The 15,855-nt window shown below is 51.4% G+C and carries 15 protein-coding genes and 1 riboswitch; of the genes, 1 reads left to right on the forward strand and 14 read right to left on the reverse strand.

What is annotated here, in order from left to right:
- Window positions 1-18 precede the first annotated feature (18 nt).
- The 12 genes from ACSZLD_RS12610 to ACSZLD_RS12665 all read right to left on the reverse strand — a co-directional run bounded on the left by ACSZLD_RS12610 (window position 19) and on the right by ACSZLD_RS12665 (window position 12,035).
- The gene (locus ACSZLD_RS12610) at window positions 19-855 is read right to left on the reverse strand and encodes an anti-sigma factor domain-containing protein (RefSeq protein WP_377909285.1); all 837 of its coding nucleotides are present in this window, start codon (window positions 853-855) and stop codon (window positions 19-21) included.
- Window positions 852-1,412, reverse strand: coding sequence for an RNA polymerase sigma factor (locus ACSZLD_RS12615; protein ID WP_377909284.1), 561 nt, complete (start codon window positions 1,410-1,412; stop codon window positions 852-854). Before ACSZLD_RS12615 ends, ACSZLD_RS12610 begins: the two co-directional genes overlap by 4 nt.
- A 63-nt stretch (window positions 1,413-1,475) precedes the next feature.
- Window positions 1,476-2,930 carry an amidase family protein gene (locus ACSZLD_RS12620; protein WP_444685376.1) on the reverse strand — a complete coding sequence of 485 codons (1,455 nt, stop codon included), beginning with the start codon at window positions 2,928-2,930 and terminating at the stop codon, window positions 1,476-1,478.
- A gap of 142 nt (window positions 2,931-3,072) precedes the next feature.
- Entirely contained in the window at window positions 3,073-4,104 is a 1,032-nt protein-coding gene (locus ACSZLD_RS12625) for a ThiF family adenylyltransferase (protein WP_444685435.1), read from the reverse strand.
- Window positions 4,104-4,871, reverse strand: a complete 768-nt coding sequence (locus ACSZLD_RS12630) for a thiazole synthase (RefSeq protein WP_444685377.1) — start codon at window positions 4,869-4,871, stop codon at window positions 4,104-4,106. The genes ACSZLD_RS12625 and ACSZLD_RS12630 overlap by 1 nt, the downstream gene beginning before the upstream one ends.
- Before the next feature lie 3 nt (window positions 4,872-4,874).
- Window positions 4,875-5,078, reverse strand: coding sequence for a sulfur carrier protein ThiS (thiS, locus tag ACSZLD_RS12635; protein ID WP_377909281.1), 204 nt, complete (start codon window positions 5,076-5,078; stop codon window positions 4,875-4,877).
- A gap of 3 nt (window positions 5,079-5,081) precedes the next feature.
- Window positions 5,082-6,131, reverse strand: coding sequence for an NAD(P)/FAD-dependent oxidoreductase (locus ACSZLD_RS12640; RefSeq protein WP_444685378.1), 1,050 nt, complete (start codon window positions 6,129-6,131; stop codon window positions 5,082-5,084).
- Entirely contained in the window at window positions 6,119-6,691 is a 573-nt protein-coding gene (locus ACSZLD_RS12645) for a thiamine phosphate synthase (RefSeq protein ID WP_444685379.1), read from the reverse strand. The genes ACSZLD_RS12640 and ACSZLD_RS12645 overlap by 13 nt, the downstream gene beginning before the upstream one ends.
- A gap of 74 nt (window positions 6,692-6,765) precedes the next feature.
- Window positions 6,766-6,876, reverse strand: a riboswitch (TPP riboswitch).
- Window positions 6,877-6,926: 50 nt separating this feature from the next.
- Complete coding sequence (gene cydC / locus ACSZLD_RS12650) at window positions 6,927-8,627, reverse strand: thiol reductant ABC exporter subunit CydC (RefSeq protein WP_444685380.1); 1,701 nt, start codon at window positions 8,625-8,627, stop codon at window positions 6,927-6,929.
- Window positions 8,624-10,345, reverse strand: coding sequence for a thiol reductant ABC exporter subunit CydD (gene cydD / locus ACSZLD_RS12655; RefSeq protein WP_444685381.1), 1,722 nt, complete (start codon window positions 10,343-10,345; stop codon window positions 8,624-8,626). Before cydD ends, cydC begins: the two co-directional genes overlap by 4 nt.
- Window positions 10,346-10,456: 111 nt before the next feature.
- Entirely contained in the window at window positions 10,457-11,056 is a 600-nt protein-coding gene (locus ACSZLD_RS12660) for a YpjP family protein (RefSeq protein ID WP_377909276.1), read from the reverse strand.
- A gap of 82 nt (window positions 11,057-11,138) precedes the next feature.
- Window positions 11,139-12,035, reverse strand: coding sequence for a F510_1955 family glycosylhydrolase (locus ACSZLD_RS12665; RefSeq protein WP_444685382.1), 897 nt, complete (start codon window positions 12,033-12,035; stop codon window positions 11,139-11,141).
- 186 nt (window positions 12,036-12,221) lie between these two features.
- Between ACSZLD_RS12665 and ACSZLD_RS12670 the strand changes: the two genes are divergently transcribed.
- A complete protein-coding gene (locus ACSZLD_RS12670) occupies window positions 12,222-13,388 on the forward strand; it encodes a TraB/GumN family protein (protein WP_444685383.1) in 1,167 nt (388 codons plus the stop codon).
- A 477-nt stretch (window positions 13,389-13,865) separates the two neighbouring features.
- Here ACSZLD_RS12670 and ACSZLD_RS12675 read toward each other — a convergent pair whose 3' ends face one another.
- Together ACSZLD_RS12675 and ACSZLD_RS12680 are read right to left on the reverse strand one after the other, a co-directional pair.
- A complete protein-coding gene (locus ACSZLD_RS12675; RefSeq protein ID WP_444685384.1) occupies window positions 13,866-14,495 on the reverse strand; it encodes a hypothetical protein in 630 nt (209 codons plus the stop codon).
- 102 nt (window positions 14,496-14,597) lie between these two features.
- Window positions 14,598-15,725, reverse strand: coding sequence for an acyl-CoA dehydrogenase family protein (locus ACSZLD_RS12680; RefSeq protein ID WP_444685385.1), 1,128 nt, complete (start codon window positions 15,723-15,725; stop codon window positions 14,598-14,600).
- Between the last annotated feature and the right edge of the window lie 130 nt (window positions 15,726-15,855).

The raw sequence follows: 15,855 nt of genomic DNA on the forward strand, positions 1-15,855 counted from the left end.
CCCTCCTTTAGTTACAGTTTATTGGGAAGCGAGCAGGATTTCTCCTTCCGGCTGCAGACTGTTTGGCTGCGGCTCCAGACTGATCGCAATTTGATCAATCTGCGTATCCTCCATATCCGTCAGTCTGTAGGTTACAGCTCCGTTCCCGTTCTCGTCAATCGTAAAACTGCCTGCCGGAACCGGCGTTTCTCCTTCGATTACCCAGGCCTGAAACGCTTCGGTGCCTTCCAGCTGCGGCATATTGGACACTTGAATAACTAAATCAATATGTCCGTTCTCTGAAATGATCGTGGCTGATCCTTCTCCCTGAAAGCCCTCGCCAGCTGGGCTCAGAGCCGAAGCAAGCAGCACATCCGATACCCCGTCTTGCTCCTCCAACTGTGCAGCCAGTTCCTCGTAATCCGCTTCAAGCAGATCACGCTCAAAGACGAGTTCCTGCCGCTCTTCTTCTAATAGGGAGGTCTCTTCGGCAAGCTGCTGCCGGTCATTCGCTTGAAATATATTTCCGGATACAGAAAGGAGAAGCGCAGCCGCTGTTAATCCCAGTGCCCATACGGGGATTCCACGCTTCTTCTTCATTTTTTCTTCTAATTCCGCCGGCTGTTTTCCTGGCGGAGGCATTTCTTCCTTCGTTTCTTCTTCAAAAACCGTCCCAAGAATTCGATCTTTCATTCCCTCCGGCGGTTCGGCAGCTGCACTCATGAACGGAAGCTCTCCGGCTAATTCTTCCCATTCCTGAAGCTCTTCTCTGCATGATGCGCAGGTCTCCAGATGCTGCTCAAAATCGCGGCGCTCCTGCTCATTCATTTCTCTGTTGAAGTAATCAATCAGCTGATGACATTCTGTGCTGCTCACTGCCAATCCCCCCTCTCCTCATAAAGCTCCTGTTTCAAATGTTTTAGCGCCAGTCTGATACGTCCTTTCACTGTTCCAAGCGGAATCCCTGCCGATTCCGCAATTCGCTTGTGTGAATAGCCTTTAAAGTAAAACAGCTCAATGATCACCCGCTGTTCACTTTTCAGTTTTTTCATGGCTTCTTTAATCGTTTCCCGCCTTTGTTTCCATTCGACCAGGTCATCGACGCCCGGCCCCGCATCTGCTGTTTCTGCTTCCGTATGCATTTCTTCAGCGGCAGTCCGTGTATGCTTGCGTATATAATCAATCGCCGTATTACGCGTCACGGTAAGCAGCCAGGAGGAAAACCTCCCCTTGTCCGTGTGATACACGCCTTTGCCGCGCCATAGCTTAATCATGACTTCCTGCACGATTTCTTCAGCGGCGCTTCTATCCTGAACCATCTTATAAGCAAATGAGAACAGCAGCTTTGCATATTTGTCATATAACTCTTCCATAGCCTGCTTATCCTTCTTTTTGAGTCTTTCATAAAGAGCCGCATCTTCCTGATTTCCCATTTCACCCTCCTTCCGGCAGAAACAGCACCTCTGCCTATAAAACGAAAAAAATACCGGTTTGGATCATTTATTGCCTGGTCGTGCGGGCAGAGATTGTGTCCACAAAAATGAACGCTCAAATAAGGATGCTGTTTGAAGCAGCAGGTCCTCACGACCTTTTGCCGCCATCACCTGGATGCCCAGCGGCATGCCTCTGTCAGATCCTGCCGGAATGGATATAGCAGGCTGTCCGCTCAAGTTCGCCAGCTGCGTAAAAGGCGTGTAGCACAAGCTAGGCTCAAACATTTCTTCAATGAGCTCCAACCTGTCGCCCCCGTGAAGCATCCGTTCCCGCATACGTTCTTCTTCTTCCGTTGTTTTCGTGAGCTCACCTGTTAATGGTGCGCGCGAAGCAGTCGCCGGCGTTATGTACAAATCAAACGTATCGTGAAAATCCTGCATTCGGGCTGCGGTCTCATCCCAGCTTTTAAGGCTGTTTGAATAAGCTGCCGCATCTACGTAACGGCCAGCTTCCTGCAGCATCCACGATTCAAGCTCAAGCCCGCTGCCGTCCACTGATAACCCAGCCTGCTCCAGCTGCTGAACCACCGATCTCATTTCTCCGGCGTTCATCGTATAATAGTTTCTCATCAGTGAGCGGCCGTCTATGTCCGGCTGCTGTTCCTCTGCGGCGTGACCTTGTTCTTCCAGGAATGAAACGGCACGGCGGACAGACTCCTGAGCTTCAAATGAGACGGTCGTTCCGACAGGAGAATCAAGCGAGAAAGCGATTCGCATGCTTTTAGCCGGATCCCGTAAGGCGAAAGCAGCTTCCGGCAATGTTGGCCAAGGAAAAGCGGCTTCCGGCTGAAATGTCTGTGAAGCTTGCAACAGTGAAGCACAGTCCCGCACGGTTCGTGTTAAAACAAAATCGATCGCCGCTCCCTGCCACTGTCTTCCGGCTCCTGGTCCTACGGGTGTCCTTCCGCGCGTCGGCTTTAAACCGACCAACCCCGAAAACGAGGCTGGAATACGGATAGAACCGCCTCCGTCACTCGCACCAGCAGCGGGAACCATCCCTGCTGCAACAGCGGCGGCTGCACCCCCGCTCGATCCGCCGGGACTTCTGTTCGTATCATGCGGATTGCGGGTCGCCCCAAACGTTTTTGGTTCTGTAATGTTTTTCAGCCCGAACTCCGGCGTATTAGTCTGACCGATGATACGCAGCCCTGCCTGCCTCCACTTCCGCACCAGATGTGAATCTGCTGCAGCTGGAGCAGTTAACAGCTTCGAACCAGCTGACAAACGTACTCCTTTTATTGCCTGGGAAATATCTTTGACAACGAACGGAACCCCGGCAAACGGCCCGTCCTGCTCCACGTCCGGCTGCACCCTACGAACGATTGCGTTCAACAGCGGATTCCACTGCTGGATCGTCTTTTCAGCAGCGGCCTGCACCTCTGCTGTCCGCACGTCTCCGCTTTTCAGCCCTGCTGCCAAAGCGGTTGCATCCATGTTGCGGTATTCATCCACTCTCATCGTGTGCACGTCCTTTCTCTGCTTACTATCATACCTGAAGTCCTCTCGTGATACGACTGATTTGCGGCTTTATTAGACAGATCTTCCACCTGCAGCATTAAAAAAGCTGCCCGTCCGGATTTAGCGGACTAGGCAGCTTTCCTCACTCTATTTCCTGCGTCAGCGTCTGACGCTCCATGCAGACATGATACAATCGTTCAGCTTCTTGTTTATCAGCAGTTCCATGAATGAGTGCACGACCGTCTGCGAACACCATCATCCGCCTGTCTTTAATCAGCAGCTCAGTAAAGGCGCCCACCTCTCTGACTGCTTTAGCTTCCCTTACAGACCGGCGCAGCTGATACGAAAGACCCACTGGACGAACCTGAACTGTGTTTCTTCCGCAGAGCGTCATGACCGCGAGCCCATTTTCCATCCGGCTTAAGGCTGGATAAGTTGGACTGTTCCCGCATGAGGAGCAGGATTCCTGTTTCATCTGGCTTACTTGGAACGTCCGGACAGAGAAATCGATCAACTCCGCCTGAAGCAGGCCGTTTCTCCGTTTCTCTGGCTGACCTGAAAGCAGCTTCAATGCTTCTGCTGTCTGCAGTCCGGCTGTAATTTGTACAGCAGGTCCGAGCACACCTGCCGTTTCACAGGACTCCGTTTCCTGATCGCTTTCACCGAATAAACAGCGCAGACAAGGTGCCTCCTCACCGGGCAGAACGGTATACGACATACAGCGGTCGGCCAAAGCGCCGCCGTAAATTAGGGGAATGCGATGCTTCAGCGCAAAATCATTAAGCAGCAGCCTCGTTTCAAAATTATCAAGACCGTCCATGATCAAGGAAACGTCTTGGAAGGATTCCACTACTGCTGGCGTAAGTTCAGCTGTGTACGCCTCTACCTGAACCGAGCTGTTTACTTGCTGGAGCCGTTCGAGCGCGGCTTCTGCTTTAGGACGGCTTTGTTCCACATCCCATTCCGTATAGAGCTGCTGGCGCTGCAGATTGGTGAGCTCCACTATATCCCGGTCAATCAAACTGAGCCGGCCGACACCGGCTCTGCAAAGACTTTCCGCGATACTGCTTCCGAGCGCTCCGACGCCGGCTATCAGCACGTGGCTGTCCTGAATCTGCTTCTGTGCACTCCCGCCGAATCCCGGAACACGCATTTGTCTGGCATAGCGCTCCATCACGATTTCCGGCTCATTCCTGCAGCAGGACTGCTTGCTGATGCTGATGATGCTTTTGCGATTCGCCCTGCTTCAAAGCCGGCTCTGCCTGCCTCACATGCACGTCGGACAGCTTCTGCCATTTTCGCAGGATCTTCTGCCCCGGCTACCGCTGAATTGAGCAGCACTCCGTCTGCGCCGAGCTCCATTGCTAAACAGACATCAGCTGCCCCGCCCAGTCCTGCGTCCACAATAACAGGACAGTCGAGCTCTTCTGTAATTATTTTTAAGTTATACGGATTTAAAATACCAAGTCCGGAGCCGATCGGGGAGGCTGCCGGCATCACAGCATGGCACCCAAGGGCTTCCAGACGTTTTGCAAGCACGATATCATCTGACGTGTAGGCGAGCACGGTAAAGCCCTTTTGCAGAAGCGCTTCAGACGCCTTCATTGTTTCAATCGGATCCGGCATCAGCGTCCGGCTGCAGCCGATCACCTCTACCTTTACCATGTCACAAAGTCCTGCTGCACGAGCGAGTTCTGCTGTCCGGACCGCTTCTTCTGCTGTAGAGGCTCCAGCTGTATTGGGAAGCATATGATACTTGTCAAGGTCCAAGCCGGCAAATACGTCCTGATCTGCCGTCTCCAAATCAATGCGCCTCACTGCGAACGTAAGCACTTCGGTTCCGGAAGCGGTTACTGCCGCTTGCTGTTCTTCTGTATTGCGGTATTTACCTGTTCCGAGCATCAGCCGTGACTGAAGCTGATAGTTTCCTACTTGAAGCATGCGTCATCCTCCTCCTACAAAATGTACGATTTCCAGCTGATCTCCATCTCTAACCGGCTGGCTTTCCCACTCGTCTCTCCGCAAAATAGTTCCGTTTTGTTCAACCGCCGTGCGCTTTCCGTTTACTTCAAGTGACGCGAGCACATCAGCTATCGTTTCCGTCTCTTTTGTCAGCTCTTTCGTTTTCCCGTTTACGATCACGTTCATCTGTTAGTCTCCTTCCGGATTGAATGGCTGCAGTGCTTCGGGCACCCGTCCAGAGCTGCACGCTTCTGCCAGCAGCTTTCCCGTGTAGCCTGAAAACAAAATTCCATTGCGGTAATGGCCGGTGTTCACATAAAGACCGGCAGCTAATCGACCAATGGCGGGTCTTCCGCGAACACTTTTCGGCCTCACGCCAGCCCACCTTTGTTTAACTGCTCCACCTGAAAGCTCCGGACAAATTCTTTCAGCTTCTTTGAGGAGCCATTCTTCGGACGCAGCGTGAACGTGCAGTGTCGTGTCATAGGGCGTTTCTGTCGCACCGCAAATAACTGATCCATCGGCTTTCGGCACGAGATAAACCGTTTCTGTAACAATCACCGTATCCAGTATGGGAGCTTCCGGCTTAAAGCGGAGGCATTCTCCTTTTACCGGAACCATTTCCGGCATTCCCGGACAAGGTGCGGGGCCTATTCCGCCAGCATAGAGTACGTGTCGTCCGACGTATGTTTCTCCGGCAGCCGTTACGCTCCAGAGCGTATTTTCCGCCGTGATGCTTGTTGCCTGAGCAGGATAGATCACCTTCACCCCTTCTGCGTCCGCCGCTGCACGTAAGGTGTTCAAGTAAGCAGTTGCTTCCACCTGCGCTTCACTTGGAAATGAAATACCAGAAAGCGCTTGGTGAACACCCGCTAATTCCGGAGCATCTACACAAGTGAGGCCGGCCTTATCCGCATGAGCCCTCAACTCTTCCTGCCCCTGATCCGTATACGCAAGTCTCCATGCTCCTGTGTTCAATAATCCCGCCTTCACGCCTGTCTGCTTCTCTAAATCCGGGACCCAGCTCTTCAAATAATCACGTGCCGATTCAGCATAGGATCTGACGGACTCATCCGGAAGCCATTCGGTCGAAGCACCAAGCATACCAGCAGCAGCTGAAGAGGCCCCTGCCCCCGGTTTATCCCGTTCCAAAACGACTGTCTTCATCCCTTTTCGCGCGGCGTGCACGGCAGGCGCCATACCGTTGACTCCTCCACCAATTACGATCAGATCATACATAGACGATCACGCTCCTTTCGAATTTCTGCTGCAGCCTCACCGGGATGCGGTGCCAGCATCACCGCTGACAAAAAACAGGCACCGGCGTACCCTCGCTCGTGAAACTGCTTCAGCGTCGAGCGTTCAGCACCTCCGATTCCGATCACAGGGATCGACGCACGGCTTAAAATGTGCTGCTGGACATGAAGCGGCAACACCTGTTTGGGCGCGCTGAATGGAGGCAGAACCGGTCCGCTGACCGTATAAACTGCTTGCTCGTTCTCTGCCTTCGAAAGCTCTCCCAAGCTGTGGATCGACATCCCTCCACCGCGTTCGACGGTGCTGTCAGACGGGGAGTGAATGGTTCCTTTCCACAGTTCCCAGCCCGTTGTCTTCTTATTCACAATCAGCTTTATCGTAAAAGCCTCTTGTAAAAACCATTGAAAAAAGGCGCTGCTTTGTTCCGCTGTCCACGATGGTTCTCTCAGATGCACGGCGTCAAAACGTCCATTCAGCTGTGTAATCACTTCTGAAAACTGATCAGGCTGCATCAAGCCCGTACTCACCGCGTGAAGGTCCAAGCCATTTCCCCCTTTTATCAACATGCAAAAAGCGCTCCCCTGGATGCAGGAAAGCGCTTCAACAGTCACATTACGTGCCCTTGTCGTCACTTCCCTACGCCAGTATCAACTGGATCAGGTTCCGGGAGTCCCAAAGCGCCGCTTCGATCTCAGCCCCTGCATATGGGGCACCTCCAGTGAGCTTCTATTTAATTTCCAGTCTAGTTGCACCCGAGCCTTTTGTCAATCCGAACGTTCAGGCTACAACGTCTGCTTCTACCTGCTTCATTTGGTAGAAGACGCCGCGCTGATGCATGAGCTCCTGATAGGAGCCCGATTCAACCAGCCTGCCTTCTTCCATGACAAGAATCTGATCCATCGCTTCCAGTCCATTTAAGTCATGGGAAATGACAAAAAGCGTACTGCCGGCTGAGGCCCGTTCCACTTCCATGCCTACTTCTGCTGCCGTAGCTGCATCCACCGAAGCTGCAGGTTCATCCAAAATCCAAACCGGCTTCTCCCGCAGCAACAGTCTCGCTGTACCGAGTCTTCGGCGCTCGCCGCCCGACAGGTTCGCAGCACGTTCCTGCAGCACGGTATCCAAGCTTAAATATCCGAGACGGACGCGCTCCAGTACTTGCTGCAACTCCGTTTCATCTGCCCCGTTGCTGAATAGATTGTCCCGAACAGTTCCGGCAAAGAAATGCTGCTCTTGCAGCTGTGCATTGACATGCGGCCAAATGGTCGTTTCATCCAAGCTGGAGGTGGATGCCTCACCATAGCGGATAGTGCCTTTATCCGGCAGGTAAATGCCGAGCATCAGCTGTGCTAATGTTGATTTTCCTGATCCGCTCGCGCCTACTACTGCCGTTCGTGAACCACTCGGAAGCTCAAAGGAAACGTCTTTCAGCACTGGACGTGCTTCATTCGGATACGTAAAGCTGACAGAGTCAAACACGATTGGAACGTCTGCCTGCTGCAGCACAGCTGCGCTTCGCTCAGGCTGATCCTGCAGTTCTTCCTCAATCGCTTCGTTCAGACGTCCGGCTGCCTGCCGGCTCTCCTCGGCATAAGAAGGATACTGGGCCATCGGCACCGCGTTTTCAAATACGGTCAAACTGATCATCATCAGCATTGCCAAGTAGACCCCATCAAGTGTTCCATTCGCTGTCATGACAACACCGGTTACAAGAATCAGCCAGGAGATAAGAAACGCCGTGCTTTGATTCCACGTAAGCCCCGCCAGTCTGCTCCCCGCAGCCTGACGCTGCTTGCCAACGTAGCTGTCCGCCGCTTCAAGCAGCTCGGCCTCTTTCGCGTCCAGCTTTTGAAACAGCTTCAAGTCCTGGTAGCCGTAGAAAAACTCTGCAGCATCGGTTGACAGCTTGCCTCTAGCAGAACGAATACCGGCCGACGCGCGCTGCTGCCGTTTCCGGTAAACAGTCGGAAGGATCCATCCTGCCAGTAGCACTCCGCCGACGAGCAGTGCAGCGGCTGCCGGTGAAAAAAACACCGTAAAGGCGACCGTTGCTGTAAACACAGCACCCATCACGACCGGCGGATAAAAGACACGCAGAAAATAGTTCTGCAAGCTTTCAACATCCCCGACGATCCGGGATAAGAGATCTCCGCTTTGAAACCGGTGCGTAATCCGCGGAGCAAGCGGTGCAATCTGCCGAAAGAAATGCGTTCTAACGCTGCTCAGCATGGTAAACGTCGCCCGGTGTGAATACAGCCTTTCTCCGTAGCGGCTGAGCCCTCGCGTAAAGCTGAATAGTTTGAGCAGCGCAATCGTCACCGTCAGAACATATAGCGGTGGTTCGATTGCTGCTCTGGAAATCAGGTACCCGCTGTTTGCAAACAGGGCCACTGCCCCCATACCAGCGAGAAAGCCAAACAGGACCGATAAAAAGACGTCACGCTTCTCACGTAATACAAATGATCGAATAAGCTTCATAATTCCACCTCCTGGCGGTTCAGCATGGTTCTGTAGCGCTCTGAACTTTTTACGAGTGCATCATGTGTTCCAGCTTCAACTACCTGGCCTTGTTCCATGACAAGAATCATATCAGCATCGCGGATTGTGTGGAGACGGTGCGCGATTGTCATTACGGTCGCGTGTTTACCGAGCTCTTGCAACGCTTTTTGCAGCACTTGCTCTGTCCGGACGTCGAGTCCTGCTGTCGGTTCATCAAAAAAGAGCAGGTGCGGCTTTTTCATAAACGCTCGGGCAAGAGCTACACGCTGCTTCTCTCCTCCCGACAAGCCGCGTCCTCCGTCGCCGATGACCGTATCCAGCTTGTCAGGCAGCTCCTCTATGAGCGGTGTGAGTCCCGACTTCGCCACTGCAGCTGCAATCTCCTCTTCAGACGCGGTTTCCATTCCAAGCGCAATGTTTTCCCGCAGCGTCCCTGCAAACATGTACGGGTGCTGGGTGATGTAGGCTGTTTTCTGAAACCAGCCGGCTTCACTGTAAGCTTTCTGTTCCAGACCGTCTGCTGTAATGTGGCCTTCGGTCCCGAGCAGACCAGATGCGGCCTGCATCAAGGTCGTTTTGCCGGATCCGCTTCGTCCAATGACGGCTGTACTCGATCCGGCTGGCAGGACTGCAGTTACAGGTCCAAGCTGAAAACGGCCGTCGTCATAGGCATATGAAGTCGCTTCAAACGAAAGCTGCGGAGCTTTTTCCAGAACAGCTTTCCCTTCTCGTTCCGCCTCTGTTTCTTCATCAAGCTCTGCATAGACTCGTTCCGCTGCTGCCATGCTCCCTCTCCCCGTATGAAAAGCGCTTCCCATTTCCTTCAAGGAAGCAAAAAATTCAGGCGCCAGAATCAGTACAAAGAAAGCTGTGAAGAAAGAAAGCTGGTCATAAACGACAAGTCTTAAGCCCACTTCAAGTGCAACGAGCGAAACGCTGAGCATCGATATAAATTCGAGCATGAGAGAAGAAAGAAAGGCAACTTTTAAGACCGTCATCGTTGCATCCCGGTACCCGATGCTGCTTGCCTCTACTTCCTGCTCCTGCTGTCTCGCCCGTCCGAACAGACGAAGCGTGCCGAGCCCCTGCAGCACGTCTAAAAATTTACCGGAAAATGCCTGCAGCTTCTCCAGCTGTTCGTCTGATTTAGCCTGTGTACTTTTGCCGATCATAATCATGACAAGCGGTATGAACGGTGCAGTGACGAGCAGGATCAATCCGGATACCCAGTTCATGTAAAAAATGGCGCCGAGCAGAATCAGCGGGACAATAGATGACTGCATCATCACCACGTAGTAGCTGCTGAAATAAGCATCCATTTCATCGACTGCATCCAGAAGTGTACTTACTTTTCGGCCTGTTTGACGGGTGCCTGCCTGCTGAAGCGGCTGCTTTTTAAACGTCGCCAGCAGCTGCCGGCGAAAACGCTGCTTCACTTCCGCAGCGAGCCATTCACCTGTGCGATTATTCACATATTGAAGCGCAGCACGTAACAGCAGCGCTGCTGCAGCTCCTGCGAGCAGCCAGATCACCTCTGCCGGTCCGCTTCCGCCAAGAAAAACGGCATCAACAACGGCTACGATAAAATAGGTCTGCAGCACAATTGTAAGTCCAATCAGAACGGAAATCGTCATCAGCAACATTCTTGTTTTTTTGTATTCTTTGGAGAGCTCTTTTAACCTCTCTTTGACACTCATAAACGTTCTCCTTTATGCATTGATCGTTACTTTTCTCATTATAAACGATAAGCATACGATTTCGACAGCACAAAGACCGGTCCGATAAAACGGCCGGTCCTCTCAGGCACCTTAGTGGGACATCCACTTTGGCGGTGTATTTTTATCCCAGTAAACATCTGCTATCGTATGATGTTCTTCAAAATCATCTTCTTTCATATGATAATGAAAGTTAAAATAGTATCCTTGCTTTGGCTTCATATCACGTCTAACGTGAAACCGGACCACGTCTGTTTCCGCTTCTTCATCATAAATGTGAAAAATCTTTTCGCCATATCCGCTTGACGGATGCTCGGAAATCGAAAGCTTCACCGGGATATCATCTTCTTCGTAAATAGATGATATGACATCTTCCATCTTAGGAATAATTTCTTCTAAAATATTGTCTTCCACTTTGTTCAATATTTTAGGTCCGAGTTTGGAATACATCTGCTCCTTCGCCTGCGACGTTAAGTCTTCAAGCTGCTCCTCTGCCGTTAAGTAGAGGGTCTCCTCTTCCATGATGGAACTGTCGGAGACAGAATCAAATGCACGGGACGTATCGTACTTAACCTCATCCGGCTGTTCGGAATCCTTCTTTTCTTTTTTGTCTTCCTCATCTCCAGGAACGTAGGCACCGAGAGTCAGGATGGACAGTGTAATCATTGTTAATCTTCTGAGCCACAATTTCATGTATGACACATCCCTTCCCGCACGGCCCTTTGCTTTAGTTTAACACGCAGAAGAAGTCGTTTGGCATTTTTTTCACTATTCGCTACTTTTCGACCGGCTGCCCTTGTTCGGCCAGCTGAATCCAGGATTGTCCTCCATCGTCTGTCACATAAACATCTTCTTCAGCTGTGCCGACAGCGAGCTTCCCACCCTCTTCAGGATGCGGTGCAATATGGAGCACAACGTCATCATCCAGCGTCAGATCAACGTCATTCCAGCTTTCTCCAAAGTCTTCACTCATCATGAGACTTCCGCCTTCTGCGTCAGCCGTATAGGCATAAAGTCCACTGCTGGAAGCTGCCGCACTAACCATAACACGCGCCTGGTCCACTGCTTCCCAGGAATCACCGGCATCCGTCGATGCATAGATGCCTCCGCGTCCGCTTATGAGTAAATGGTCTGGATTTTCCGGATTGGATACAAGGCTGATCAGATCCGGGTACTGTTCCGGAAGGTTCGATGCGTCAAGACGATCCCATACCAGCCCTCCATCTTCCGAGCGATAAAAAGCAGAATCCGCTGCATTGATTCCGTACAGCCGGTTCTCGTCGCCCCGATTGACGTCCATGAGGTGAAAATCGACCTCGCCTTCAAGCGCAGTCTGCTCCCAGCTTGCTCCGCTGTCAGTGCTGCGGATAAAGCCAATCGGGTCCTGCAGGTCGGAATCGTGAGATGGATGACCGCTCGATACCATTGTATTATCCTCTAAAAGGGTAAAGCCCATCAGATCATGCTGTTCCTCGTGTTCAGCAGGATCACGCCAAATACCGTTTTCATCGATCGTTTTCACGCCGTGATGCGTCGAAACGTGCAGCACGTCTGTCTGATTTCGGTCGAACTCCAACCCGTGTATATGTTCAAATGAATCCACTTCGTGCCCTGCCGCCTGTGAGCATCCGCCGGCGAGCAGCAGCAAAGCGGCTGCAGCTGTCTTTTTCATAACGAGTCCCTCCCATTCTGAGAGCATCATAGCATATTCCCTGTCATACAGCAGTACTTAGGTGAAAATGTACGATTATTGTCAACATTTTGCGGTCTTCTACTGACGTTTAAAGTGTCCCGGCATTGAAAAACACGGGCGTTTCGTTCAATATAGATGAAGAGACGAAAGAAATGAGGGCCTGGCATGAACGAAGATAACATTACAAGACTAACAATGAACGATAAAGAACTGATTTTAATCGGCACTGCTCACGTTTCTAAGTCGAGCGCCGAAGAAGTGAAGCACGTTATTGAAATGGAACAGCCTGATTCTGTATGCGTGGAGCTCGATGAACAGCGGTATCAATCTGTCATGGACAGTGACAGATGGAAAAACATGGACATATTTAAGGTCATCCGCGAAAAGAAAGCAACACTGCTGTTCATGAATCTTGCAATCTCATCCTTTCAAAACCGGATGGCCAAACAGTTCGGTATTAAGCCGGGACAGGAAATGATACAGGGAATCGAATCTGCTGAATCCATTGGCGCCGACCTAGTCCTTGCTGACCGCGATATTCAGACGACCTTTGCCCGTATTTGGGGAAACCTCCGCTTTGGCGGCAAAGCGAAGCTGATCACGTCGATCTTCGGAAGCGTAATCGTTCAGGAGAAAATTTCCGAAGCCGAGCTTGAGCGGATGAAACAGCAGGATACACTCAATGCTGCGATGCATGAGTTCTCTCAAGCCTTCCCGCGTCTGAAAGAACCGCTGATCGACGAACGGGATCAGTATTTGGCGCAAAAGATTAAAGAGGCTCCCGGTAAAAAAGTTGTCGCGGTGCTCGGCGCTGCCCATATACCGGGTATTTTAAAGGAAATTGAACACGAGCAGGATTTAACTAAACTGACTGAAATTCCGAAAAGATCACCGATTCCTAAATTGATCGGCTGGGCCATCCCGCTTGCCATTATTTCCGTGATTCTCTATACCTTTTTGAATAATCCCGCGGCCGGCTTAGAGCAGACGATCAGCTGGCTTCTCTGGAACGGATCCCTCTCTGCTCTTGGAGCTGCTATCGCCTTTGGTCATCCGCTTGCCGTTTTGACCGCGTTTGTCATAGCACCGCTCAGCTCGCTTAATCCGCTGATGGCTGCAGGCTGGTTCTCCGGATTCGTCCAGGCATATATCCGCCGTCCGAACGTCGGTGATTTGGAAGTGCTGTCAGATGACGTGCAATCGTTAAAAGGCTTCTGGCAGAACAAGGTTACCAGAGTGCTGCTCGTCGTGATCCTTACGAATATCGGCAGCACGCTCGGCACCTTTATTGGAGGAGCCGATGTCCTTCGTGTCTTTTTTGAGAACTTGTAGGAAGAGTTGGTTAATCTTTCTTTACGCCCTGTATTCAACTGCATAAAAGAAAGCCCTGATACGTCAGCTTGTATCAGGGCTTTTTCGCTGTAGATCCTGTGATTTATACAGAGGGCCTGTCAGCCGCAGATGACCCCGGCGATGGAGCGTGGTCATCTGCATCCTTTGACCTAAAAGCAACTTATCGCAGAGCAACAGCTGCTCCAGCGTCGTAAAAAGAAACGCAACAGAGGGCGAATGTCACTCAACGATGGTCAAAAACGATTCATCCAACTTACAATACCGTTATAACAAATAAACAAAAATAAGGCCGCTCAATCGTTACTCACTTTAACGAAACTACGCCAATCAATCATAAACGCAGCCCCCTGAAGCTTATTCTGCACTCCGGTAAAAACGAGTACAGCCCTGACGCGTTCGTGTCAGGGCTGCCTTTAAAGGGGCGTTTGACTGACGGCGGATGCACTGATCGAGCCCTTACCGTTTTTCACGATTGGCACCGTACGGTATAGTGTAAAAATAAACATCCTCGCGCTTAAAGCGCTGAAAAAAACCAGGAGCTTCGTTCGTGGCAAGCTGTTTGGGTGTGTACGTTCGCCCGAGCAGCTGCTGCATTCGTTCCTGAGACTTAAGCGGCGTCGCTTCTGCTTTTGCGAGAACGTCTCCAACGATGCCAAGAGAAAGTTTTTCTTCGAGAATCTGCTTTGTCTGATAGATAGATAAGAATGGATAGCCTGAACCACCTTCATAAACAGCATGCAGGAAAATCAATTCATAGTCCAGCTGCATCAGTTTTCGGAACCAGCTCAGCTTTTCTTTTTTCGATTTCGTTCTGACGATTGCTTCCGTTATTTCAGAGCTTTCTTCGTAGCGACCAAAAATCATGCTCTCCAGCTGGCTAAATGTATCGTTAAAATAAACTTTCCGGTGATCATGAGGGATGCCTTTTGGATTCAGCTCGACCTCGTACATATAGTAGCCGGCGCTGTCCTTTTGTATCTCTCCATCCCGGAACATTCGTCGAAGGTCAATATCGTGATAACGCCGCTTTTCTTGCAGCTGCGAGGGAGCCGGAGGGTTTGGCCGCTTTCTGTCATGTGGCAGCATAGCGTTCACCCTTTTCTTCGATGTTACTCGTATTGTACACCCTGTATAACACTCGTACAAGGAAACGGTTTCATGCTGATGGAAGACCGCCGCAACCCCACTTTACTCCCAGCGTTTTAACGCTTCGTCCGCAAGCTGGTCAAGTACAATATCATCCATCGGCGGATTATGCAGGCCTGCGCGAATATCCCGGTAGCAGCGCTGCAAGGTGCTTTGCGCTGACAGGCTGCCGGCTCCGCCGACCCGCATTGCCAAATCGACGATCCGCATGCCGTTATTTGTCACCGTGTACTTTGCAGCTGAGAGATCCGGCTGTACGAGACCTCTCTCCTCTAATGGCAAGGCTTCATACTGCTCCGCTACCTTGTACAAGACTGCTTCACTCTGGCGGAGGAGCAGTTCCATTTCCCCAAGCTTTGACCGTACGTGTGCTGTTTCACTGATTGTCCCATCCAGGGAATTCGGGGAGTAAGAGCGACTGAATTCAGCAGCTGTTCGAAATGCACGCTCTGCAATTCCCAAATAACAGGCCGGGATGTGCAGAAGCCATCCATTGACCGGCGGCACAGGCTGAGGCTTCAGCTGAATCTTAGCCTCCTCACTCAGCTCCACGTTCTCAAGCTGTAAATCATGACTTGCAGTGCCTCGCATCGCAACCGAATCCCACGTAGGCTGGATTGTTATACCTGCTGTTTTCATTGGCACGAGAAACTGCGCCGGACCCTCTCCTTCTATATCTGCGGTGATGGCCGCGTAATCAAGCGCTGGGGCCATAGAGGCAAAGGCTTTGCTGCCGTTCAGCTTCCAGCCCTTATTCGTCCGTTCTGCAGTTGTTTCCGGCAGGCCTCCTCTTGCAGGACTTCCGGAAGCCCGCTCGGAAGCAACTGCGTTATATAGTTTTCCTGAAACGGCTTCCTTCATGAGAAACTGCTGCTGCTCTTCGATCCACAAATCATACTGTCTCATATGATAAAGCAGTCCGTTATGCCATCCCATACATAAAGCGGATGCTCCATCTGCACGGGCAAGCCGCTGCTGCATCCTTAAAAAGTCCGGCAGATTCAAACCGGCTCCCCCAACGTGCTCGGGTACGGTCAACGCGGTATAACCTGCATTTATCAGCATCTCAGCTGTTTCGGCCGGAAAGGTCCCTTCCCGATCATGCTTGTCACCAACCGCTGCAATCGTTTCTTCCTGTTCCAGCAGCCAGTCCATCATGTTTTCTGTCACATCCGTCACCTCCACATACCCATATGCTACACCTTGTCTTTCTATTATAGCTACTCTTACGCCCGCTAAAAAAACAAAAACAGTCTCTATCATAAGAGACTGTCAAATTGCGAACTCTGTATTAGGTTTA

This window comes from Alkalicoccus luteus (genome assembly GCF_052061695.1).
GTDB classification, from domain to species: Bacteria; Bacillota; Bacilli; order Bacillales; family Salisediminibacteriaceae; genus Alkalicoccus; species Alkalicoccus luteus.

Bases quoted from the DNA above. Each gene is read 5' to 3' on its own strand.
- ACSZLD_RS12615 (WP_377909284.1), bottom strand. From the start codon at position 1,412: ATGGGAAATCAGGAAGATGCGGCTCTTTATGAAAGACTCAAAAAGAAG.
- ACSZLD_RS12620 (WP_444685376.1), bottom strand. From the start codon at position 2,930: ATGAGAGTGGATGAATACCGCAACATGGATGCAACCGCTTTGGCAGCA.
- ACSZLD_RS12625 (WP_444685435.1), bottom strand. From the start codon at position 4,104: ATGGAGCGCTATGCCAGACAAATGCGTGTTCCGGGATTCGGCGGGAGT.
- ACSZLD_RS12630 (WP_444685377.1), bottom strand. From the start codon at position 4,871: ATGCTTCAAGTAGGAAACTATCAGCTTCAGTCACGGCTGATGCTCGGA.
- thiS (WP_377909281.1), bottom strand. From the start codon at position 5,078: ATGAACGTGATCGTAAACGGGAAAACGAAAGAGCTGACAAAAGAGACG.
- ACSZLD_RS12640 (WP_444685378.1), bottom strand. From the start codon at position 6,131: ATGTATGATCTGATCGTAATTGGTGGAGGAGTCAACGGTATGGCGCCT.
- cydC (WP_444685380.1), bottom strand. From the start codon at position 8,627: ATGAAGCTTATTCGATCATTTGTATTACGTGAGAAGCGTGACGTCTTT.
- cydD (WP_444685381.1), bottom strand. From the start codon at position 10,345: ATGAGTGTCAAAGAGAGGTTAAAAGAGCTCTCCAAAGAATACAAAAAA.
- ACSZLD_RS12660 (WP_377909276.1), bottom strand. From the start codon at position 11,056: ATGAAATTGTGGCTCAGAAGATTAACAATGATTACACTGTCCATCCTG.
- ACSZLD_RS12665 (WP_444685382.1), bottom strand. From the start codon at position 12,035: ATGAAAAAGACAGCTGCAGCCGCTTTGCTGCTGCTCGCCGGCGGATGC.
- ACSZLD_RS12670 (WP_444685383.1), top strand. From the start codon at position 12,222: ATGAACGAAGATAACATTACAAGACTAACAATGAACGATAAAGAACTG.
- ACSZLD_RS12675 (WP_444685384.1), bottom strand. From the start codon at position 14,495: ATGCTGCCACATGACAGAAAGCGGCCAAACCCTCCGGCTCCCTCGCAG.